This is a genomic window from Streptococcus oralis, from assembly GCF_023109315.1.
Lineage (GTDB): Bacteria > Bacillota > Bacilli > Lactobacillales > Streptococcaceae > Streptococcus > Streptococcus oralis_BS.
The window spans coordinates 72,616-95,570 of record NZ_JALDUF010000005.1; the positions used below are offsets into that span (position 1 = coordinate 72,616).

General features: G+C 43.1%; 20 protein-coding genes. 5 read left to right on the forward strand and 15 right to left on the reverse strand.

Annotated elements, in window-relative coordinates:
- From M1F74_RS07255 to M1F74_RS07265, 3 genes are all read right to left on the reverse strand, one after another.
- Window positions 1-2,831: antigen I/II family LPXTG-anchored adhesin (locus tag M1F74_RS07255; protein WP_247946694.1), on the reverse strand; the 2,831-nt coding region annotated here is incomplete at its 3' end.
- Between the two features lie 163 nt (window positions 2,832-2,994).
- Entirely contained in the window at window positions 2,995-4,194 is a 1,200-nt protein-coding gene (locus M1F74_RS07260) for a phosphoglycerate kinase (protein WP_009730628.1), read from the reverse strand.
- 242 nt (window positions 4,195-4,436) lie between these two features.
- Complete coding sequence (locus M1F74_RS07265; protein ID WP_247946695.1) at window positions 4,437-9,161, reverse strand: endo-beta-N-acetylglucosaminidase; 4,725 nt, start codon at window positions 9,159-9,161, stop codon at window positions 4,437-4,439.
- A gap of 332 nt (window positions 9,162-9,493) precedes the next feature.
- Between M1F74_RS07265 and M1F74_RS07270 the strand changes: the two genes are divergently transcribed.
- Window positions 9,494-11,125, forward strand: a complete 1,632-nt coding sequence (locus M1F74_RS07270) for a Na/Pi cotransporter family protein (protein WP_000026662.1) — start codon at window positions 9,494-9,496, stop codon at window positions 11,123-11,125.
- 202 nt (window positions 11,126-11,327) lie between these two features.
- Here M1F74_RS07270 and M1F74_RS07275 read toward each other — a convergent pair whose 3' ends face one another.
- A complete protein-coding gene (locus M1F74_RS07275) occupies window positions 11,328-11,624 on the reverse strand; it encodes an enterocin immunity protein (RefSeq protein WP_049550432.1) in 297 nt (98 codons plus the stop codon).
- A gap of 20 nt (window positions 11,625-11,644) precedes the next feature.
- Entirely contained in the window at window positions 11,645-12,709 is a 1,065-nt protein-coding gene (gene pepA, locus M1F74_RS07280; RefSeq protein ID WP_049550433.1) for a glutamyl aminopeptidase, read from the reverse strand.
- A gap of 232 nt (window positions 12,710-12,941) precedes the next feature.
- Between pepA and M1F74_RS07285 the strand changes: the two genes are divergently transcribed.
- The 4 genes from M1F74_RS07285 to M1F74_RS07300 all read left to right on the forward strand — a co-directional run bounded on the left by M1F74_RS07285 (window position 12,942) and on the right by M1F74_RS07300 (window position 16,665).
- The gene (locus tag M1F74_RS07285) at window positions 12,942-13,901 is read left to right on the forward strand and encodes an ABC transporter permease (protein ID WP_247946696.1); all 960 of its coding nucleotides are present in this window, start codon (window positions 12,942-12,944) and stop codon (window positions 13,899-13,901) included.
- Window positions 13,891-14,847, forward strand: a complete 957-nt coding sequence (locus M1F74_RS07290; protein WP_247946697.1) for an iron chelate uptake ABC transporter family permease subunit — start codon at window positions 13,891-13,893, stop codon at window positions 14,845-14,847. The genes M1F74_RS07285 and M1F74_RS07290 overlap by 11 nt, the downstream gene beginning before the upstream one ends.
- Window positions 14,844-15,596, forward strand: coding sequence for an iron ABC transporter ATP-binding protein (locus M1F74_RS07295; RefSeq protein WP_247946698.1), 753 nt, complete (start codon window positions 14,844-14,846; stop codon window positions 15,594-15,596). Before M1F74_RS07290 ends, M1F74_RS07295 begins: the two co-directional genes overlap by 4 nt.
- 97 nt (window positions 15,597-15,693) lie before the next feature.
- Window positions 15,694-16,665 (forward strand): siderophore ABC transporter substrate-binding protein, encoded by a 972-nt coding sequence (locus tag M1F74_RS07300; RefSeq protein ID WP_247946699.1) that lies wholly within the window; start codon window positions 15,694-15,696, stop codon window positions 16,663-16,665.
- A gap of 31 nt (window positions 16,666-16,696) precedes the next feature.
- Here M1F74_RS07300 and yidD read toward each other — a convergent pair whose 3' ends face one another.
- The 10 genes from yidD to M1F74_RS07350 form a co-directional block, all read right to left on the reverse strand.
- The gene (gene yidD, locus M1F74_RS07305) at window positions 16,697-16,939 is read right to left on the reverse strand and encodes a membrane protein insertion efficiency factor YidD (RefSeq protein WP_247946700.1); all 243 of its coding nucleotides are present in this window, start codon (window positions 16,937-16,939) and stop codon (window positions 16,697-16,699) included.
- Window positions 16,939-17,661: a pseudouridine synthase gene (locus M1F74_RS07310; RefSeq protein ID WP_247946701.1), complete on the reverse strand. Its 723-nt coding sequence runs from the start codon at window positions 17,659-17,661 to the stop codon at window positions 16,939-16,941. The genes yidD and M1F74_RS07310 overlap by 1 nt, the downstream gene beginning before the upstream one ends.
- Window positions 17,648-18,217, reverse strand: coding sequence for an SMC-Scp complex subunit ScpB (gene scpB / locus M1F74_RS07315; RefSeq protein WP_000105285.1), 570 nt, complete (start codon window positions 18,215-18,217; stop codon window positions 17,648-17,650). Before scpB ends, M1F74_RS07310 begins: the two co-directional genes overlap by 14 nt.
- A gap of 18 nt (window positions 18,218-18,235) precedes the next feature.
- Window positions 18,236-18,964 carry a segregation/condensation protein A gene (locus M1F74_RS07320; RefSeq protein ID WP_247946702.1) on the reverse strand — a complete coding sequence of 243 codons (729 nt, stop codon included), beginning with the start codon at window positions 18,962-18,964 and terminating at the stop codon, window positions 18,236-18,238.
- Entirely contained in the window at window positions 18,964-19,698 is a 735-nt protein-coding gene (gene xerD / locus M1F74_RS07325) for a site-specific tyrosine recombinase XerD (protein ID WP_282184754.1), read from the reverse strand. Before xerD ends, M1F74_RS07320 begins: the two co-directional genes overlap by 1 nt.
- Window positions 19,695-20,156: a cyclic-di-AMP-binding protein CbpB gene (gene cbpB / locus M1F74_RS07330; RefSeq protein ID WP_000560694.1), complete on the reverse strand. Its 462-nt coding sequence runs from the start codon at window positions 20,154-20,156 to the stop codon at window positions 19,695-19,697. Before cbpB ends, xerD begins: the two co-directional genes overlap by 4 nt.
- Window positions 20,153-20,674: a metallophosphoesterase gene (locus M1F74_RS07335; RefSeq protein WP_247946704.1), complete on the reverse strand. Its 522-nt coding sequence runs from the start codon at window positions 20,672-20,674 to the stop codon at window positions 20,153-20,155. Before M1F74_RS07335 ends, cbpB begins: the two co-directional genes overlap by 4 nt.
- Complete coding sequence (locus M1F74_RS07340; RefSeq protein WP_432654179.1) at window positions 20,650-21,660, reverse strand: nucleoside-triphosphate diphosphatase; 1,011 nt, start codon at window positions 21,658-21,660, stop codon at window positions 20,650-20,652. Before M1F74_RS07340 ends, M1F74_RS07335 begins: the two co-directional genes overlap by 25 nt.
- Window positions 21,618-22,412: a glutamate racemase gene (gene racE / locus M1F74_RS07345; RefSeq protein WP_247946706.1), complete on the reverse strand. Its 795-nt coding sequence runs from the start codon at window positions 22,410-22,412 to the stop codon at window positions 21,618-21,620. The genes M1F74_RS07340 and racE overlap by 43 nt, the downstream gene beginning before the upstream one ends.
- A gap of 205 nt (window positions 22,413-22,617) precedes the next feature.
- Entirely contained in the window at window positions 22,618-22,863 is a 246-nt protein-coding gene (locus M1F74_RS07350; protein ID WP_000364986.1) for a YneF family protein, read from the reverse strand.
- Between the last annotated feature and the right edge of the window lie 92 nt (window positions 22,864-22,955).

The following is a 22,955-nucleotide window of genomic DNA, read 5'->3' on the forward strand; positions in this document are numbered from 1 at the left end:
TTTTCGTAGCTTGGTGCTACTGGAGCTGGTTCCAATGGTTTCTCTGTCTCATATGTTGGCTCTTCTGGTTTTGATGGCTCCGGTTGATCTGGAGTTTTTACCGGTGGTGTTGGCTCATTTTCGTAGCTTGGTGCTACTGGAGCTGGTTCCAATGGTTTCTCTGTCTCATATGTTGGCTCTTCTGGTTTTGATGGATCCGGTTGATCTGGAGTTTTTACCGGTGGTGTTGGCTCGTTTTCATAGCTTGGTGCTACTGGAGCTGGTTCCAATGGTTTCTCTGTCTCATAAGTAGGAGCTTGTGGTTCAGTTGGTGCTACTGGCGGAGTTGGTTTTTCCTTGGTAATTCTCGGAACTTTAACGGCACGAATCTTCCCATTGAGCGAGTACCAGATATTGGGCCTCTTGCCTTCTGTATTATCTTTTCCAGCAACTTGGGGCATATCCGCAACAGACATCACATTAGTAGCAGATGTTGCGCCAACTGTAACATGATTCGTAGATCCAGACATACTAATAGCACCTGCACCGTACCAAGAGTTTGGTGCATCTGATGAATCCCACCCCGATCCAGGTTCATTTGCTCTAGGATACATAGTCCAACGAGATCCACCCTGATCTTTTCTAAAATTGAGGGTTTTGGTAGCATAAATCATTCCATCTTTTTCATCAATAGATGAACCTGAAATTTTAACAAATGTTCCGCTATAGTCTTTAGCCATTTCAATAGAATTGTGCTCGCGGTTTAGAGATGCTACTGAAAGAAGGGCATTGTCAAAATTAATTGGCTTGTCATTTTCATCATAGAAGGTGAATTCATTTTTAATGAAAATTGACGTATCTTTTTCTACCTGACCCGTAAATGCTGAAGCAAAGACTCCTAGAGTAGGGTCACTAAAGATTCCCAACCAAACTTTCCCACTAGGATTTTTAAATTGAGAAGAAGGATCTACAGTATATTTGTAAACAATCTTAGAAATCTTTTTACCATTGTAGTAGGAATTTTGAAGGTTGGTATAAGTCGCTGTTACGCTTTGTCCACGCTCTAGAAGAACAGAGCCCCATTTAACTTCAGTTTTATTCCCTACATTGGTGGTCCAGTCAGATTTGTCGTTGATGTTACCATACAATTCCACCGAAGAAGTGGTAGCACCATTTTCCAAATTCTTGACATTTAGATTGTCTAACTGAAGATTCTTTTTACCATATTGGTCTGTATCTTTCTTGAAGGCTTCATCAACTGCTGTTGCTGTAAGAAGTTTTCCTTCTGTTTTAAGATCAAGTTGAGCATTCGGTTCTAAATCATAAACCAAACTCTGAGCAGATGGTTTAGACAAGTATCCATCTTGATCTTTATTCTTTTCAAGCTCTACAAGTGCTGCTTTAATTTTGGCCTGCTCATCTTCATAAGCCTTCAACTTAGCCGGATACTCAGCCAAATCTTTCTTATATTTGGCAATGTCTGCTTCATATTTAGCTAATTTTGCTTCATAGTCAGTTTTAGCCGTGGCATTACGTTGCTTGATTGCTTCATTCTCAGCTTCAATCGAAGCATTTTTTACTTTATTGTCTTCAACTGCCTTTTCATAGGTTGCTTTTGCATCAGCATTTGCTTTTTGAACGCGAGCTAGTTCTGTCTGATAAGCTGCTAGCTTAGTTTGGTAGCCTTTTTCGTTAGCTTCATTTACTTGTTTGACTGCTGCCAAGTCTTTTTCGTATTGTGCTTTTTTAATCTCATAAGTTGTCTTGGCTGATTCATTTCGTTGTTTAATCGCTTCATTTTCAGCTTGGATAGCATTGTTCTTAGCAGTATTTTCTTCAACAGCCTTTTCATAGGCTGCTTTTGCATCAGCATTTGCTTTCTGAACACGAGCCAATTCTGTCTGATAAGCTACTAATTTAGCTTGATAATCAGCATCATTATCTTCTTTAGCTTTCTTAATAGCTGCAAGATCCGCTTCATACTGCTTCATCGCTGCTTCATAATTCGCTTTTGCAGTTTCATTACGCTGTTTAATGGCTTTATTCTCAGCTTTAAGCGCTTCGTTTTTCGCAGTATTTTCTTTTACCGCCTTATCATAGGCTTCTTTAGCTTCAGCATTAGCCTTTTGTACTCGAGCTAATTCTGTCTGATAAGCTGAAAGTTTATTTTGATAATCCTCTTGACTATCTTTGTTTGCTTTTTTGACAGTCGCTAAATCTTTTTGATATTGCGCTAGCTTAGCCTCATATTCTGCTTTAGCTGTTGCATTGGCAGTATTGATTTTTTCGACTTCTTCTTGGTGACTTTTTAGATCTTTTTGATACTTGTCATCCGCTGCTTTATTTTCAGCAGTGATTTTATCTGTTTCAGCCTGATGAGTTGCTACTGCTTTTTTATATGCTTCAGTTGTCTTCTTTATTTCTTCTGCTTGTTTAGCATAGTCACTTTTGATCTCATTTTGTTTTTGAGCATTTTCTGTAGCAGTTGTAGCTGTTCCTTTGTCTTTTGTTTCATCTTGAGCTACCTTAACTCCTGCAGATTTTGCATCAGCAACTGTTTTATCCAGATCAGCTGATGATACTTCTGCTGGCAAAGCTGAGTCTTTAGAACCAGCCTTAGCTTGGCTCTCTTTGGCAACTTGGCTCATTTCACCCTGAGCCTCAGGTAGATTTGTGGCTGGGTTTCCTGTAGTAGCTACCTCAACTGTACTTGTACTAGTTGTCTCTGTGACTTCATCAGCAAAAACTGCCTGATCTGCAAAAGCAATCAAAGCAGTCCCTAAAACAGCACCACACAAAGTTTTTGCAACCTTGCTTTTACGAAATCCATAGACTTCTTTTCTATTTTTCATTGTAATCTCTTTCTGTATCTCATTTTTGTCGTTTACTATCCATAGTATCACTTTAAAACCCAAGATGCAAATATTTAATCCTTTTCTTTTCATATATGCAATAATATACATTTAAAAAGGTACAAAAAAAGAAGATGGCGAAACCATCTTCTTAATTATACTCTTATTTTTCTGTGAGTGCAGCCAATCCTGGTAATACTTTACCTTCAAGGAGTTCCATTGATGCTCCACCACCAGTAGAGATCCATGAGAACTTGTCTGCGCGACCAAGGTTAATTGCTGCGGCAGCTGAGTCACCACCACCGATGATTGATTTCACGCCTGGTTGTTTCACGATAGCGTCCATCACACCGATTGTACCAGCTTGGAAGTCAGGGTTTTCAAATACACCCATAGGTCCGTTCCATACAACTGTCTTCGCACCAGTCAATTCTTGATCGAATTTAGCGATAGATTTTGGACCGATATCCAAACCAAGGAAACCCGAATCTACTGCTTCACCTTCAGTGTCTTTCACTTCAGTGTAGTCAGCAAATGCGTTTGCTTCTTTTGAGTCAACTGGCAAGATCAATTTGCCGTTTGCTTTTTCAAGAAGAGATTTTGCAACATCCAATTTGTCTTCTTCTACAAGTGAGTTACCGATTTCGATACCTTGAGCTTTGTAGAATGTGTAAGTCATCCCACCACCGATAAGAACTTTATCAGCTTTTTCAAGCAAGTTTTCGATAACACCGATCTTGTCTGAAACTTTTGAACCACCAAGGATAGCCACGAATGGACGTTCTGGAGCTTCAACTGCTTCTTGGATATAGGCAATTTCGTTTTCAAGAAGGAATCCAGCAACTGCTTTTTCAACGTTTGCTGAGATACCAACATTTGATGCGTGTGCACGGTGAGCTGTACCGAATGCATCGTTTACGAAGATACCATCTCCAAGTGATGCCCAGTATTTACCAAGTTCAGGATCATTTTTAGATTCTTTCTTGCCATCAACATCTTCGAAACGAGTGTTTTCAACCAAGAGAACTTGTCCATCTTCAAGAGCGTTGATTGCTGCTTCCAATTCAGCACCACGTGTAACACCTGGGATAAATTTAACTTCTTGTCCCAATTTAGCAGCCAAGTCAGCAGCTACAGGAGCGAGTGATTTACCTTCTTTGTCTGCTTCTTCTTTTACACGTCCAAGGTGAGAGAAGAGGATTGCACGTCCACCTTGTTCAAGGATGTACTTGATAGTTGGAAGAGCTGCAGTGATACGGTTGTCATTAGTAATCACGCCATCTTTAACAGGTACGTTGAAGTCAACACGAACGAGAACTTTTTTCCCTTTCAAGTCAACGTCTTTAACAGTCAATTTTGCCATTAGATATGACTCCTTCTTTTTTTATACGTGTTAATTATATCACAAAATCAACAAAAGAGATAGAAAAACCCTAAACTTTTCTTGTTCTTTCTTATAATTAAAACTAGCATTTTTTAAAATCAAATCTAGAAAAACCTTATCAAATAAGTAATCAATGCGAGATAAAATAATCAAAACAAGGTTTGACTGCAGCCAAACCTTGTTTTTAGTTTTTATGAGGAAATCCAAGAATTCTAAATCGATTAGTCTTCTTTCTTCTTTCTAGCAAGCAAGCCATAACCACTCATTGCTCCGAGAAGTCCCAGAGCTACTAGACTGGCATCTGTTTCTACACCAGTATTTGGAAGCTCTTTGCTTGCTTCTTCAACTTTTGCGGGTGTAGCTAAAAGCGCTTGATCCCTTGTTTGTGAGACTTGCTCTTCTTTCGTTCCTACTTCAACAATTTCTGGGATAGCTTCCTTAAGAACCTCAGTCGAATGAAGGGTGCGTTTGCCCTGACCATCGACTTCTACAAAGCGACGAACTTGACCTTCCACACCTGCTTGCACAACACGGCGTTGTCCTTTGAGAAGCTCGGCGTTTAGTCGTTCTTGACGTTCGAAGGAAACTATTCCCTCTTCAATTTCCAGTTTCGGATTTGCTAGAACTAAATCTTTCACACCTTCAGCTGGTTGGTTACTTGATAGAACTTTTGTACCAACTTCGGTGATTTCTGGGATTGCTTCCTTGACTACCTCAGTCGAACGTAGAGTGCGTTTACCTTGGACATCTACTTCTACAAAGTGACGATTTTGACCTTCAACTCCAGCTTGCACAACACGACGTTGTCCTTTGAGAAGTTCGGAGTTTGGTCGCTCCTGACGTTCAAAGGCTGTTGTTTCAGTTTCAATAACTAGTTCAGGGAGGGCCTCAACCGTTGGAGCCACTTCATTTGGATCCATACTTCCAACATGGTGACTTTCTTCTGTAGGAGCTAGTTTCTTATTCAACTTTTCTTTCATGTCCGCAAATGCTTGAGGAGTTGGCGTTTGTGAAGATAACAAAGCTTCTGCTTGTTCAATCAACTCAGCTTTAGGATCTTTTTCACGGACGGATTCGAGCAAACCTTCCAATTCTTCTCTAGCAGTCCGATAACGTTGATTTCCATCCAAGTCTGTCCCTGCTTGTTTCAACTCATTCAAAGCCCGGTTGACTTCTTCTTGGCTAGCATTATGGTTTTCTGCTACAGTTTTCGCTGCAGTGAGCTTCTCTACTAGTGCTGCTTGTTTGTCCTCGCTAGAGAAGGTGTAGGCAAGGGTTGACTGACGGCCTTGGGCTGCAGTGATTTCTTGTTTGAGGTACTCATCGTTGACAGCTGCTTTTGGAGAAACCAAGACATCAAACTCAGCGGTGTGCCCCTTGTAATGCAAGGTCAAGGTCTGACGACCAGTCTTTTGAGCATCGTAGCCCGTAATTTCAACACCTTGATCTGTGAAGGCATGGCTTTCTTCTGTCTCATCATCATAGAGAACACCGAAGCGACCTTCTGCAAGATCCAGTTGCTCTCCTACTAGATAGTCTGTTTTCGGTTTCTGAGTAATGTACAAACCTGCTACTTCTTTCGGTTTTCCTTCATCTTGACCTGTCACTTGTACCTTTAAGTCACCAGTAACTGGAAGTCCAAGATAGCTAACTGTGAGCTTTTGTTCCCCTTTTTGATGAGCGTCGTAGCCAGATACTGTCACACCTGAGTGAGTAAGGTTAATCAGCTCATCAGCTTGTCCCCCTTCGTACTGAACACGGAGGGTTCCGCCTCTGAGGTCAAGTTTTTCTCCCTCTTTGTAAACTGTCTTCTTAGGCCCTTTTTCAAGGCTAACTGCAGCAATTTTTCTTTCATCCTGCGGAATCGCTACTGCCAATGTGTTACTGATTTCTTTACCAGGTAGTTGGGTACGATAATAGAGTAGATTTGGTTGCTTGTCAAAGGCCAATGGTGCTGTTGCTAGGTCGCCACCATTTTCAGACTTCAAAGTTGCAATTGGCGTTTGTGAATCTGCCTTGTCGTAAACGGTGATGGTTGCACCCGCTGGAACATCAGAGAAGCCGAGTTGAACTTGATGGTTTCCAAGTGAACGAGCGGTTACCTTAGCCATTGGAATATTTTGGCTTTCTGTATCCAAGGTTTCGTACATCTTCCAGTTATAGATACGAATGGCTTTCCAAGGTGTTCCGTTATCTGAAGTGATAACTTTTAGGCGCCAGTCTTGGGCAGTAATTGGTTTGTCAAGAGTGATATCTGTCACGTGTGCTTTGTTGCCACGGACTTCCTTAGCTAGTTTCCACTCACCATCTGTATCCTTGTAGTAAAGATCAAAGTCTTTGGTGTTCATCAAACCATCGTTGACAGACTCACCACCAGCTCCCGCATGATCCATGACCCATCTAACAACGGTACGTGGCTTGGTCAAGCGAATATCCACACTACCGCTCAACTGAGCTGAAGACCACTTATCTGACAAGCTAGTAATGGTACCGTTCAACATACCTTCGATACCTTCGCCGCCTTCAGTATTCGGGAAAGTGCTACCAATAACCGTTGCCCCTGGAACAATATTTTCAGCCAAAGGTCTTGGAAGAGTCGTATCCTGAACTGTCATCCCCCAGTTAAAGGATGCCGTCGCAGCTTCGGAACGAAGGCCATTTTTACCAACTGCAACGACTTTCAGTTCCTGAGTCGTACCAGTCGCATTAGCAGAACGGCTAACTTTTGGCAAGTAGATGGTTGAAGCAGATGATCCTGTCAACAAACGCCAGTTATCTCCATCTTTTTCGTAGACTTCATAGAAGTCTGCATCTTGGTTACCCGCAAATTGGATCACTGCTTCAGCTTCTTGGGCATTTTTAAGAGATTGTTTCACCACAGATAGCCCCGTCGGCGCTTGTGGTGCTTGGTGATTGTCCGAAATTGTTAATTGTCCTAGGTTGAACTGATAATCTTTTACAGCCCCTTCATGTTCGAAGAAGAGTTTGACTGCATAGATGGTTTTACCTGCTAGTGAGCTAAGGTCAAATTCTTCATTCTTCCAGTTATCAGAAAGTGTTAGCTCTTTCCATGCGGCTGCATCCTCAAATTTGTAGTCTGGTGTTGTAGAGAAAGCCATATAAACTTTAGAGCCTTTTCCTCCCTTGTGGGCAACACGAAGTTTGGTTTTCTCTGTTACTTCTAGTTTGGTAGAATACAAATTCACATCCTGGTCCGTCTTACCAGCTACATCGCCTGAGAATTTAAGGGAGTTTCCTCCATTGTAGGCATCTGTAAAGTCATATTCTGCACGAAGTTTTTCCCCTGTCGAAGTCTGCCACCAGCGCCATGTTGGCAAGACACCAGAAACAGAACGGTAGTTCCACTCAGAATCCTTAGAAACTTTACCGTCTACAAACCATTTTCTACCATGACCTGTATTAAAGGAGGTCGTGAAGGTTCGGCCAACTGCTGGTGTGCGGTCAGCAACTAAATTGGCAATTCCATACCACTCTTTATCTGCTGGTTTTTGAGCCGTTGGATCTCCTTGGTATCCTGTAAAAAAGATATCTTCGTTCTTATGGTAGTCTTCGCCTGTTTTTCCTAGACTGGTAATCGTATCTGGTGCAAAAAGTCCAAGTGACAAACGCAACTTGCCTTTTTCATCTAAGAGGGCATCCCATTTGACTTTGGTCTTATAAGAGCCACCTTGTTGCAATTCCAAGCCTGCAAAGACATCATACTGGCTACGTTCTAGCCATTTGGCCATCTCTACGGAGTGGTCATTCTTTTCCTTGTTCCAGTTGAAATTGGCAAAAAATTGGTCTGCAGGGACTTTGTCTCCTTCTTTTTGCATGAACTGGTAGTTGTAATCACCTAGACCATCTTCGTGGTAACGACCGTATTTGTAGGTCATGGCATCGTACCAAGCATACTTGATTGGGTGGTTGACCTTAGCTGCATATTCCTTTGTATAGAGCATGAATTGGCGCATTTTTTCACCAAGAGGTTCTACCAATTCACCCGTTGTTTCCTGATTGATGAAATAGCCATCAAATCCGTAATACTTAGCAAGATCGACAAGTTTTCGTGCGATAGGGAAGGTGCTATCTGCGTCTTGTTTCAAGGCAGCTGCAAATTTCTCTTGGTCAGCAATGCTGTTTGACCAGTTGAAAAAGAGGGTTCCATAAACGGGAACTCCGTTGCGGTGACCGGCATCAATGACATCTGGAGTAGGGACTAGTCCTTCCCAGAAGACCATTGAATCCAAGTATTGCCAGTAGTCAAAAGCATAGGCCTTGAATTCTTCTCCACCAACAGAAGCGTGGTCTTTAGCTTTCGAGTTGGTATTTGCCAGCGCTTGAACCTTGGCTCTTCTGCTTGCTTTTTCATTGACCAACTGACCTCTATGGCGCTTGGCGAGTTCAACTGAGGAACGGTTAATGGGATCATCCTCACGCGCACCCGGTTCCCATTTCAACAAATCTTCCCATGTATCAAATTTGATTTCTTTTGGTCGGAGACTCTTTTCTTCATTTTTAGGAACGTCTGCTAGAGTCGATTTGTCGGCTTTCTTCTCAGCTACTTGAGGAGCTTCCGCTGGTTTGACTTCTTCTTTTTCAGTTGGTTGAGCAGGTTTTTCAGCTTTATCTGTCGGAGTTGGCTTTGCTTCTTCTTTTTCATTAACCAAATCCGTTATTGCTGGAGTGCTTTCTGAAATTGGTTGCTCAGCTACTTTGTTCTCTGTTTCCGATAATTGTTTTTCGATAGCTGCAGTATCTGGATTAGTTGTCTCATTAGTGCTTGTAGCTTGGGCGCTCGTATTAGTAGCTGTTTCAGGGACAGCGACCTGTTCGGCAAGAGCTGGGCTCGCGAATAGAGCTGAACCAATCATTAAGGAACAAGCCCCGATTGACAGCTTACGAATACTGTAACGGCAACGTTTTTCAAAAAATAGATCTTTCATCTTATCCTCCTAATAAAATATAAAGTAAGCGCTTTACTTTTTGATAAAAAGTAACTGTTCTCAGTGCACACCACCAGAACAGGATCATCTTCATTTTATCCTATATGAAAGCGATGTCAATCTATTTAACATAAAAACTATAACTAGGATAATAATCAGTAAAATTTGGACACAATCCTATAAATCATCTATCTTAAAGGGAATCTATCTCTCATTTTAAAAGAAAGTTCTTGTTTCTTATGAAAATTTCAGCTAAACACTTGTGAGATTTACTTTTATCCTTTAAAATAGAATAGGAGAAATTCCGTTATTATTTTCCGGAGGAAAAAGAAATGTCCATTAATTGGCAGGAAATTTTATTTCACTTTTTAGGAGGTCTAGGACTGTTTTTATACAGTATCAAGACCATGGGAGACGGTTTGCAACAAGCTGCTGGAGATCGCCTTCGTTTTTACATTGACAAGTACACTAGCAATCCCTTTTTAGGTGTTCTAGTCGGGATTGTCGTGACTGCCCTGATTCAGTCAAGTACGGGGGTTACAGTTATCACGGTCGGACTGGTCAGCGCTAGTCTTCTCACTCTTAGACAGGCTATCGGAATTATCATGGGAGCCAACATCGGAACCACTGTTACTTCCTTTATCATCGGTTTCAAACTAGGCGAGTATGCTTTACCCTTGATTTTCCTTGGAACTATGTTCCTCTTCTTCACAAAAAACAGAACAGCAAACAATATCGGGCGCATCCTGTTTGGTGTTGGGGGAATCTTCTACGCCCTTAACCTCATCAGTGCCGGTATGAGTCCTCTTAAAGATTTACCACAATTCAAGGAATATATGGTAACCTTGGGACAAAATCCTATTTTAGGAGTGGTAGCTGGTGCAGTGATTACCGTCCTCATCCAGGCTTCCTCGGCTACAATCGGGATTTTGCAAGGCCTCTATGCAGGTGGGTTCCTTGACCTTAAAGGTTCACTACCAGTTCTCTTCGGGGATAATATCGGGACAACCTTAACCGTTATCATTGCGGCAGCTGGAGCCAATGTCTCTGCAAAGCGCGTTGCGGCAACCCACGTTACCTTTAACGTTCTAGGAACTATTCTTTGCTTAATCCTATTAGGCCCCTTCACTGCTATGATCGAGTATTTCCAAGCTTTACTTCATCTCTCACCTGAGATGACCATCGCCTTCTCTCACGGTGCCTTTAACGTAAGTAACACCATTGTACAATTTCCATTCATCGGAGCCTTGGCCTACTTTGTAACCAAGCTCATCCCTGGTGAAGACGAGGTTGTCAAGTACGAGCCCCTCTATCTCGACGAGCAACTTATCCAGCAATCTCCTTCTATCGCTCTAGGAAATGCCAAAAAAGAACTCTTGCACTTAGGGAACTATGCAGCTAAAGCTTTTGACCTTTCTTATACCTATATCATCGGTTTGGATGAAAAGGTAGCTGAAAAAGGGCACAAGACAGAGGAAGCCATCAATACCATCGATGAAAAACTCACTCGTTACCTCATCAGACTCTCAAGCGAATCCTTGAGTCAAAAGGAAAGTGAAGTCTTGACCAACATCCTGGATTCATCTCGTGATTTGGAACGGATTGGGGACCACGCAGAAGGCTTGCTCAACCTAACAGACTACCTTCAACGTAAGAATGTTCAATTTTCTGATGCTGCTTTAGAGGAATTAGCTGAGATTTATCAAGCAACAACCGCATTCATCAAGGATGCCCTTGATAGTGTGGAAAACAATGATATTGAAAAAGCTCAAAGTCTGATTGAACGCCATAAAGAAATCAACAATATGGAACGCGTTCTCAGAAAGACTCACATCAAACGCCTTAACAAAGGTGAGTGTTCTACACAAGCTGGAGTCAACTTTATCGACATCATTTCCCACTACACTCGTGTATCTGACCATGCTATGAACCTAGCTGAAAAGGTCATTGCTGAACAAATCTAACACTCTTCGAAAATCTCTTCAAACCACGTCAACGTCGCCTTGCCGTACTCAAGTACAGCCTGCGGTTAGTTTCCTAGTTTGCTCTTTGATTTTCATTGAGTATAAGTACCAAGAAGCTATCCTGAATGGGATGGCTTTTTTTGTCTCCTCATTAAGAATTTCCTTTGGAGCATATATAAAAAAGCTTTGATTCCATTGTGAATCAAAGCATCTTAAAGAGTTCACCAAACATGATAGCAGAAACTGCAGTGCCCCTGTACTTGGCTTCTTCTCTTTTGATAAAACGCGCCAAGTTGATCAACTCTGGTGCTGGGTGCTTGGGATTTAGAAGCAATTCACGGGTGACCAGTCCTGAGAGTCGGACTGCTAGTAATTGCTCATTTGTAGTGGGTAGTTTTTTAGCAGTCTCTAAGAGAGCAGCAACTAAATCTTCACTCAAACCCTGACGAGCATGGTTGTAGAGATCTCTTATAAGGCTTTCTAGGTTTGGTTCTGCCATCCCGACCACCTCCCTTATGCTTAATAATGTTTAATCAAATCAACCGTTGAACGATCCAATTTTTTCACCAAGGCTTGCAAGAAAGCTTGGGCTTCTAAGAAGTCATCCATCGCGTAGAGAGTTTGGTGAGAATGGATATAACGGGCACAAACACCGATAGTTGTAGATGGGACACCACCATTTTTCAGATGAGCTGCTCCAGCGTCTGTTCCACCTTTCCCACAGTAGTATTGGTACTTGATACCTGCTTCTTCAGCCGTTGTCAAAAGGAAATCCTTCATACCTGGGAGGAGCAAGTGACCTGGATCATAGAAACGAATCAAAGTTCCATCCCCAATCTTGCCTTGACCACCATAAACATCACCAGCAGGTGAACAGTCAACTGCCAGAAAGACTTCTGGGTCAAACTTGGTTGTGGAAGTATGAGCACCACGCAGACCAACTTCTTCTTGGACATTAGAACCAAGATAGAGTTCATTTCCCAGTTTTTGACCTGACAAGGCTTCTGCTAGCTCGCTAATCATAAGAACACCATAGCGGTTGTCCCAAGCTTTTGAGATGATATTTTTTTCATTGGCTGTCAAGATAGCGGAACTATCAGGGACAATGGTGTCACCAGGACGGATGCCAAAACTTTCTGCCTCAGCCTTGTCTGCAAAACCACCATCAAAAATGATATCAGAAATAGCTGGCATGGTTGGCCCACCTGTTCCACGTGTCAAATGTGGAGGGACAGAACCTGAGATCACAGGAATTTCACGACCATCACGAGTAAAGAGTTTAAAACGTTGACTGCTGACCACCATAGGGTTCCAACCACCGATTTCAACGACACGGAAGGTACCATCTGGCCTAATCTCACTGACCATAAAACCAACTTCGTCCATGTGAGAAGCGACCAAGACACGCGGTGCATCCGTAGCTTCTGAATGCTTGATACCGAAAATACCACCTAAGCCATCTGTCACTACTTCATCCACGTGCGGTGTCAACTTTTCACGAAGATAAGTCCGAACAGGCGCTTCGTGGCCTGAGATCGCAGCAAGCTCTGTTACTTCTTTGATTTTTGAAAATAATGTTGTCATATCAGTTCCTTCTTTCTGTCCTCCATTTTACCACTTTTTATAGGAGAAGGATAGTAGGAAATTGGATTAGTTTTTACTAGTTTATCCTATAAAATAGAGGGATAGATATTATTTCAGAAATTTTTCTTTCTTTTTACATTAAATTGTCAGAAAATTTATTGACAGATTAAAAAATCGTGTTACATTATCTCCAAGGGTATTTTTATACCAAATCTACATGAAAGGATGGGGCATGAAACTCTCTCATATTTTAACAGGCTTACTTCTACTCCTGGTCTTTCTCTCCATTACCATTGGAACCAGTGATTTTTCTTGGGAAAAATTCTTTGCTTTTGACCAACAGACTTGGCTTCTCTTTCAAGAGTCGCGTCTTCCAAGAACCATCAGTATTCTCCTTGCAGCCTCCAGTATGAGCATGGCAGGACTCCTCATGCAGACCATTACTCAAAATCAATTCGCTGCTCCAAGTACAGTCGGAACCACAGAAGCCGCTAAACTGGGAATGGTGTTAAGCCTCTTTGTCTTTCCGTCTGCGAGTCTGACCCAAAAGATGCTCTTTGCTTTTGGCTCATCCATTTTATTTACCCTCTTCTTCCTGGCCTTTATGACTATTTTTTCTGTAAAGGAAAGGTGGATGTTGCCCTTGATCGGGATCATCTATAGTGGGATTATCGGTTCTGTCACAGAAGTTATCGCCTATCGTTTCAATCTGGTTCAGAGTATGACTGCTTGGACCCAGGGCTCCTTCTCCATGATTCAGACTCATCAGTATGAGTGGCTCTTCTTAGGCCTCATTATCCTGATAGCCGTTTGGAAATTATCCCAAACCTTCACCATCATGAATCTGGGCAAGGAAACCAGTGAGAGTTTAGGGATTTCCTACTCCCTACTTGAAAAGCTGGCCCTCTTTCTAGTGGCGCTAACGACAAGTGTCACCATGATTACCGTGGGTGCCTTGCCATTTCTCGGGGTCATCGTTCCCAATCTTGTCCGCAAGCGCTATGGAGATAATCTGAGCCAAACCAAACTCATCGTCGCACTGGTCGGTGCCAATCTGGTTCTGGCCTGTGACATCCTCTCTCGAGTCTTGATTCGGCCCTATGAGCTGTCTGTCAGTCTCCTACTAGGAATCATCGGTAGTCTCGTCTTTATCCTACTTCTATGGAGAGGGGGACAAAAAGATGCAGTTTAAAAGCAAACATACCAAGCTCTTCTGCCTTCTCATTATTCTGGCCATCGGAGCTTGTCTCCTCTACTTTTGGCCTATCACTAACCTGTCTGCCTTTGCCTGGAAGCTGCGTTCCCAAAAAATCATCGTTTATCTCTTGGTAGCCATCGCGACAGGGATTTCGACCATTAGTTTTCAAACCCTGACGGAAAATCGCTTTCTGACGCCAAGTATTTTGGGAATCGAATCCTTCTATGTCTTGCTACAGACCCTGCTACTGATATTTGAAAGCAAATTTCTACAGCTTGGGAAGTCTCCTATCTTAGAATTTCTAGTCTTGCTTCTGCTTCAATCCCTCTTCTTTCTCGCCTTACAAGGTTACTTGAAGACGCTGATGAAGCAAGACCTGGTTTTCATTCTGCTAATCTGCCTAGCCCTGGGAAGTCTCTTTCGAAATATCAGTACCTTCCTACAAGTTCTGATGGATCCAAATGAATACGATAAACTGCAGAACAGTCTCTTTGCCTCCTTTCAGCATCTCAACACTTCCATCCTAGCCATCGGTTCTCTGATCATCCTCGCCTTGACAATCTTTTTCTTTCGAAAAGCAGTCGTTCTGGATGTCTTGCACCTGCAAAGAGAAACGGCTCAGATACTGGGACTCGATGTTGAAAAAGAACAGAGAGAACTCCTCTGGGGCATCGTGCTCTTGACCTCAACAGCCACTGCCTTGGTAGGGCCTATGGCCTTCTTCGGCTTTATGCTGGCCAATCTTACCTACCTAATCGTCAAAGATTATCGGCACAAGTTGCTCTTTATCGTAGCCATTCTGATTGGATTTATTAGTTTGACTTTGGGGCAAGCCCTCATCGAACGAGTCTTTGCACTGGAAATTCGCATCAGCATGATTATTGAGAGCGTTGGAGGTCTCTTATTCTTTATCTTACTTTACAGGAGGGCGCGTCGGTGAAACTGGAAAACATTGACAAATCCATTCAAAAACAGGATATTTTACAAGACATTTCCCTTGAAATCAGTCCTCAGAAACTGACAGCTTTCATTGGTCCAAATGGTGCTGGAAAATCAACTCTCCTCTCCATCATGAGCAGACTGACCAAGAAGGATCAGGGAATTCTCAGCATCAAAGGCCGTGAAATCGAGAGTTGGAATTCGCAAGAACTGACCAAAGAGCTCACCATCCTAAAGCAGAAGATCAATTACCAAGCCAAATTGACTGTTGAAGAATTGGTCAGCTTTGGACGTTTTCCCTACAGCCGTGGTCGACTGAGAGCAGAAGACTGGGGAAAAATCCGAGAAACTCTGGACTATCTGGAACTGACAAGCTTAAAAGACCGCTACATCGATAGTCTGTCTGGTGGACAGCTCCAACGTGTCTTTATCGCCATGGTACTAGCCCAAGATACAGACTTTATCTTGCTAGACGAACCGCTCAATAATCTCGATATCAAGCAAAGTGTCAGCATGATGCAGATTCTCAAGCGACTGGTGGAGGAACTAGGGAAGACCGTTATCATCGTCCTACACGATATCAATATGGCTAGTCAGTATGCGGATGAAATTGTTGCCTTCAAGGACGGCCAAGTCTTTTGCAAGGGAACGACTGCTCAAATCATGCAGGCTGACCTGCTCAGTCAACTCTATGAGATCCCCATCACGCTAGCTGATATCAATGGCAAAAAGATCTGTATCTATAGCTAGCTATTCTGAATTCATGTTAGAGAACCCTCTGCCTCTTAGCTAACAAGCCTATCTAAGAGCCCCTTACATCGTTATCACATTTTAAAAAGGAAAAATCATGAAAACATCCCTTAAACTTTATTTCACTGCCCTAGTGGCCAGCTTCTTGCTCTTACTTGGTGCATGTAGTACAAATACAAACTCAAGCACTAGCCAGACAGATACAAGTAGCTCTGCTCCAACAGAGATAACCATTAAAAGTTCACTAGACGAGGTCAAACTTTCAAAGGTTCCTGAAAAGATTGTAACCTTTGACCTCGGTGCTGCGGATACTATTCGAGCGCTAGGATTTGAAAAAAATATCGTCGGAATGCCTACAAAAACTGTTCCGACTTACCTAAAAGATCTTGCAGGAAATGTCAAAAATGTTGGTTCTATGGTCGAGCCAGACCTAGAAGCCATCGCTGCTCTTGAACCGGATTTAATCATTGCTTCACCTCGTACCCAAAAATTCGTAGATAAGTTCAAAGAAATCGCTCCGACTGTTCTCTTCCAAGCAGGCAAGGACGACTACTGGACTTCTACCAAGACTAATATCGAATCCTTAGCAAGCGCCTTTGGTGAAACAGGCACACAGAAAGCCAAGGAAGAATTGGCCAAGCTAGACAAGAGCATCCAAGAAGTCGCTACTAAAAACGAAAGTTCTGACAAAAAAGCCCTTGCTATCCTCCTCAATGAAGGGAAAATGGCAGCCTTTGGTGCCCAATCGCGCTTCTCTTTCTTGTACCAAACCTTGAAATTCAAGCCAACTGATACTCAATTTGAAGACTCACGCCACGGACAAGAAGTCAGTTTTGAAAGTGTCAAAGAAATCAATCCTGACATCCTCTTTGTCATCAACCGTACCCTTGCCATCGGTGGTGACAACTCTAGCAACGATGGCGTTCTAGAAAATGCCCTCATCGCTGAAACTCCTGCCGCTAAAAATGGCAAGATTATCCAACTAACACCAGACCTCTGGTACCTAAGCGGAGGCGGACTTGAATCAACCAAACTCATGATCGAAGACGCTCAAAAAGCTTTGAAATAAGTAAGAAAACCCAACATGACCTGATGTTGGGTTATTTTTCTTCTTGATTTCGTTTGAGGGAAAAGTGGTCTGGCACAGGATCTTTGCCTATTTTCGACCAGGGATGACAACGAAAAATCCGAGCTAAGCCCATCAAAACACCCTTGAAGCCATGTTTTTCAATAGCCTGAATCATATAGTTGGAACAAGTAGGCTCAAAGCGACAAGAAGGTGGAAAGGCTGGTGAAATAAAACGTTGGTAAAAACGCACTGGCGCTATTAAGATTCGTTTCATTATTTATTGGTTACAGCCATGGTGTGTAGTTGGCTGATTTCTTTTTTGTTAAGGCGACGAGATTCTCCCGGACGAAGGCCTGTCAAGTCTAGGTGCCCAAAACGTGTCCGTGACAACTTATCCACTTGAAGACCGACAGCTTCAAACATCTTTTTAACCTGATGGTTGCGCCCTTCATGGATGGTCAACTGCACTACTGAGCGATTTTTGACTGGATCCACTTTGAGAATCTCATAGACAGCAGGCTTGGTTTTCTTGCCATCAATCTCCACTCCTCGTGTCAAGGGACGGAGATTTTCTTTGTTGGCCACACCTTTAACACGCGCGACATAGACCTTGTCTATCTCATTACGAGGGTGAATCATCTCATCCGTAAAATCCCCATCATTGGTCAAAATCAAAACACCTGATGTATCCCAGTCCAAACGTCCCACAGGATAGATGCGCTCTTTGACATTGGGCAAGAGGTCGACAACAGTCTTGCGGCCTTTATCATCTGTCACACTGGAAATCACTCCGCGGGGTTTATTGAGAAGATAGTAGACCTTTTCTTCGTTGTAGATAGGTTGTCCTTCAACTTCAACCTTGTCACCTGACTTGATGGTGGTTGCTAGTTCACGCACCACTTGGCCGTTGACCGTCACCAAACCTTGCTTGATCAGCTCTTCTGCTTTTCTCCTACTGGCCACACCTGCGTGGGCAATATATTTATTGATTCTCATCTTCTTCTATCCTTTCACCAAATAATTGGCTTTCTTGGGCTTGAATCTCAAGCTCATCAATCACTGGCAATTCTTCCAAATGATTGATCCCCATGTAATCTAGGAAATAATCCGTAGTCACATAGAGGTTGGGGCGGCCCAACACTTCTTTTTTCCCATCTTCTCTTATCAATTCAAAAGCCTGCAACTTTGCCAAGGCTCCACTCGAGTTGACCCCACGAATAGCATCAATCTCAATTCGGGTAATCGGTTGCTTGTAGGCAATGATGGACAAGGTCTCAAGGGCAGCCCGAGACAAACTTTGGTTGATTGGTGCCTTGGAGTATTCCTTCAAAATCGCTGCAAATTGAGGCTTGGTGACCAATCTGTAAGCTCCACCTGTCTCAATCAGAGACAAGCTCGAATCTTGGTCTTTTTCATACTTCTGGGCTAATTTTTCTAAACTCTGTTGGATGCCTGTCGGGGGAAGTGATAGGAGTTCAGCCAACTGGCGAACTCGAATTCCATCTTCACCTGCTACAAACAAGAGCGCTTCTATTTCTGCTAAAGTACTCATCTTTCCTCTCTATCAAGTCTAGCTTTGTGCCTCTTGACTTTCTTCCTTCTTTTCCATGAGATAGATATCTCCGAAACTCTCCTCTTGCACGAGGATCAGTTCCTGGGTTTTGATTAACTCTAGGGTTGCCAAAAAGAGGGTAATAACCTCTTGAACATTCTGGGCTTCCTTGAACAAATCCTGCAGGCGTAACTGGTCTCGTCCAGTCAAGGACTCTTTTACGATGAGCATCATGTCCTCAATCTTATACTCATCCCGCAAAATGGTCGTGTGATTCTGAGCGAATTCCTCTTTTTTCTTGGCTAGGATATTTGAAAAAGCCAAAAAGAGGTCAATGGTCGTCCTGTCATGCACAAGCTCCGCATCCTCGTAAATCAACTCTGTTGGCGCTTTGGAATAGTACTGGGCCCGATCTTGGTGCTTAGCCTCCAAGTGCTCACCAAGGAGCTTGAACTTGCGGTATTCTTCGATTTGAGAGAGAAGGTCCTGCTCCAGGTCATCCTCCAAGTCTGTCACTTCTGCTACCTTTGGCAAGAGCTTGCGACTCTTGATCAGCATGAGCTGACTAGCCATGACCATATACTCGCCCGTCACTTCCAGACGCATGGCCTGCAGAGTTGAGACATAGGCTAGATACTGTTCGATAACTTCTGTGATAGGCACATCGTAGATATCCATCTGGTACTTAGAAACCAGGTGCAAGAGTAAGTCCAGGGGCCCTTCAAAATCTTTTAATTTAATATCCATTATCTATATTTTTCTAAGGTCAGGACTGTTTTTAATCCTAGTTTTTTTGCAATTTCGTACAAATCGACCTTGTTTTCTATTTGTCTTAGAATGAACTGTTCCCGTAGGGCTTGGGCTGATAGTTCTGGGAACCCCTTCTCCTTGACAAAGGACTCCAGCTGACGAAAGGCCCACTGACGAGAATAGGTTTTCCCACCCCTTTCAAAGAGATAGGTCTGCCCCATCAAGGGTTCCAATTCTGGAGTCAAGGTCGTGGGTATGGTGACAATCCTCTGTTGGGAAGCCTTGCTGATTCTCAACACTTGAAAATCCAGATTGATATCTGCAACCTTAAGGGCTAAAATCTCACTAGGCAAGAGCCCTAGCTCCAAGATAAGAAGCGCCAGCAAGCGTCCTTCTGGATAATTACTTTCCTGCCAAAAAGAGTCTAGGTCTAAAATCTCTGGTTTTTCAGTCTTCTTTTCAGCTTGTTTGGCTAATTCCAGACGGTAAAAACTGTCCACTTCACCTTTTTGATAGAGAAAGTAGAGAAATTGGTTGCAGGCCGAAAGTTTTCGCTTCTGGGCGCTGATTTTTAGATTGGCTAGCTGGGCTTGGTAAATCTTAAGACTAGTCTCAGAAATCCGTTCACCCACAATGTCTAAAAATTGCTCCAGATCATACTTATAAGACTGCTTGGAATTGGCAGACAAACCCTGTTTTCCCTCTAAAAAGGCTGAAATCCTATCTCTCATTTGCATCGAATCTCATATTCCTTACTAAAGTCATGCAAGAGAGCATTGACGGCCTTGAGGATAGATTTGCGCGTGATGATTCCTTGAAAAATCCCTTCATCATCTACCACTGGCAAGAAGGGTTCATCCACCAGTTTATGGAGGACTTCTGTGATGTTATAGTCAGGAGCGACGACTGCCACATCTGTCTTAGTCATATTGACGATGTCTGTCTTTGCCATCTGCTCATCCGTCAAACCTTGCTCCATTTGATAAGCCAAAATGTCTCTCAGACCAATAGTCCCGACAAAGCGTTTGTCAAAGGTCACAACAGGGATACGGGTATAGGTAATTTGACTCAACACTAAAATCGCATGGTCAGCGTTATGGGTATCAATCAAGGCTGCTAGATTCTCAGCAGGGGTAAGAAATGTCTCTTCCTGCTCCAATAAAAATGCTTCAAATTCCTTGGCAATCATCGAGAAAACTCCTTGGACAAGCCTGGATAAACCTCATGATTACGTGTCAAAAAGTCCACTTTGAAATAGCTGTCATCAATCTCTACACGGGCATAGAGGCATTCTCTGATAGTCCCTCGTGGTTGGCTGATGGAGCCTGGATTTAAAAAGAGTGTTTTGCCTTCCATCCAAGCATTTGGCACATGTAAGTGACCATAAAGACAGATGTCCGCTTCTTCTTCCTGAGCCCAATAGTCCAACTTTTGAAAGTTGAAATTGATATCAAACAAGTGTCCATGGGTCTGGATGATTTTGGTCGGACCAAGTTGAGTCACCAACCGTTCTGGGTAGCCAGCATAAAAGTCCATGTTTCCTTTGACGACATGGATGCCCTCCCAGAGCGGAGAGTCTGGACGGAGTTCAGAGTCACCATCGTGAAAAATGGCATCAACTTTACCTAGATAGCGGTCACGAATTTCTTCCACAATCAAGCTATCTCCATGAGAGTCACTCATTACAATGATGGTTTGCTTTGCCATGATGGAAATACCTCCAAAAGTTTCTTAACGGCTAAGGCGCGGTGAGATTGGCTATTTTTTTCTTCAAGGGTTAATTCAGCTGAGGACTTGCCTGTCTCTCCCACAAGGAAGAGCGGATCATAACCAAAGCCATTTTCGCCCTTGGGCTCAAAGTTGATATAACCTGGCCAGTCAGCTTCAACCACCAAGCTTTCCTTGTTTGGACTAGCTACGACTAGGGTTGTGTGGAATTGAGCCGAACGGTCCTTGAGATCAAAGACCATGGCCAATTCGTGCAAGAGTTTGGCATTGTTTTCACGGTCGGTTGCTCCCACTCCTGCAAAACGGGCTGACCAAACACCTGGCAAGCCACCGAGGACATCTACTTTGAGACCTGAGTCGTCTGCCAAAACCATCTTTCCTGTTAATTGGGAAATGGTTTCTGCCTTGAGGCGGGCATTTTCTTCAAAGGTCATGCCTGTTTCTGCTACTTCAGGTAGATCTGGATAGTCATTGAGGTTTTCCACGTCGTAGCCTAACTTGTCAAAGATAGCTCGGAATTCCTTGGTCTTGCCTTCGTTGCGAGTCGCAATGAGCAGAGTTTCTCTAACCTTGCTAGTTTCAAAGAAGGCTTCTACATCGACTCCTTCTTTAGGCAATTCTACATGCAGGAGTTGCCCATTTTCAACCAAGAGCAGAGCTCCCTGACGTTGGATGACTTCTAGATTGCGACCTGCTTCTGCATTTAAAATCTCAACGATAAAGGAGAGCAGACGAAAGTTAGAAGACCAGCGCATCACCGTCATCGTAATCGGAAAGCCATTTTCTTCGTCACGAAAAATCCGCGCTAAATCCATGAAATCAAGCTCGAGAGGATCTTTGATAAGGCTATAGATGCCTCCATAGACATCCCAGACACCGACATACCAGTCCTGGTCATCCTTGTATTCGTAAATTTTGTTTGTCATAAAGTTACATGCTCCACATGAATCTTTTTTTCCAGCCATTCTGCTCCAATTTGGGCAAAACTTTGGCTATTGGCTGTTGTGTAAAAACGATGTTGAAGAGGTCCCGCATCTCGGCTACGATTGATTTCAAAATAGTTAAGCAAAACCGAGATATCCCGCACACACTCTGCCCCACTATCGATGAGCTGAACCTTTGGTCCCATAACATTTTGGATGATAGGGCGAAGGAGTGGGTAATGGGTACAACCCAAAATCAGGCTATCCACCTTTCCAACCAAGGGACGCAGGGTTTCATAGACCACTTTCTTGGTGACACTGGTTGACAGGGCACCAGACTCCACCAAGGGAGCAAACTTGGGACAGGCCAAACTCTCCACCTGTAAATCCGGATCCAGATCATGGATTTTTTGACGATAGATGTCTGATTGGACCGTCATGGGTGTTCCAATTACTCCGATTTTCCCGCCTTGACTGGACTTGATGGCTGCCGAAGCTCCTGGCAAAATCACACCTAGGACAGGAATGTCTAGTTGAGCCTTGATTTCTTCCCAGACGACTGCAGTCGCAGTGTTGCAAGCAATGACAATCATCTTGACATCCTTGGTCAAAAGAAAGTTGACCAACTGCCAAGTATATTCACGGATTTGCTCAGCAGGACGGGGACCATAGGGTGCCCGCGCCGAATCTCCAATATAGACGATTTCTTCATGGGGAAGCTGGCGCATAAGCTCGCGAACAACGGTCAAGCCCCCGACACCCGAATCCAAAAAACCAATTGGTCGATTATCCATACAGTCTTCTTTCTAGTCTTTTTTCTGATTGATAGTTCATCATGATTACTCGTCCTAAATAAACGGATAGACAGCTTGATAGAATGGCAACTGCCTCTCTTTTAATCATAATCAAATATCAATAGAATGCAAGGAAACAGTCTTATCCTTGAAAACTATTGAACATAGTGAGAAGTCTGGAACTTTCATCCCAGACTTTTCCTATTTATTTCTTTTTATTGTTAGCAAGAGCTGCTTTTTGTTGGCGGATGATTTGGTGGTAAACTTGTTGTACCTTGGCTTCGCTTGGCTTTTGACCATTTGCGCTCAAAAGAGCACGAACTGCCTCAGCGTTCAAACGTGGGTTGTCCGCAAATTCTTTTTCGATTTGCTTACGAACCAAGTACATCCCTCCAAGAGCTCCTCCTAGAAAAGCTAGCACAATCAAGACAATTGCTAAAAGTAAGTCCATTCTTTTTCTCCTGTTTCTTTTTGAGTCTTCTATATTATACCACAAAGTGACTTTCCTGACTAGTTTGTTTTACGCTTTCAAGAGGGGGTTAA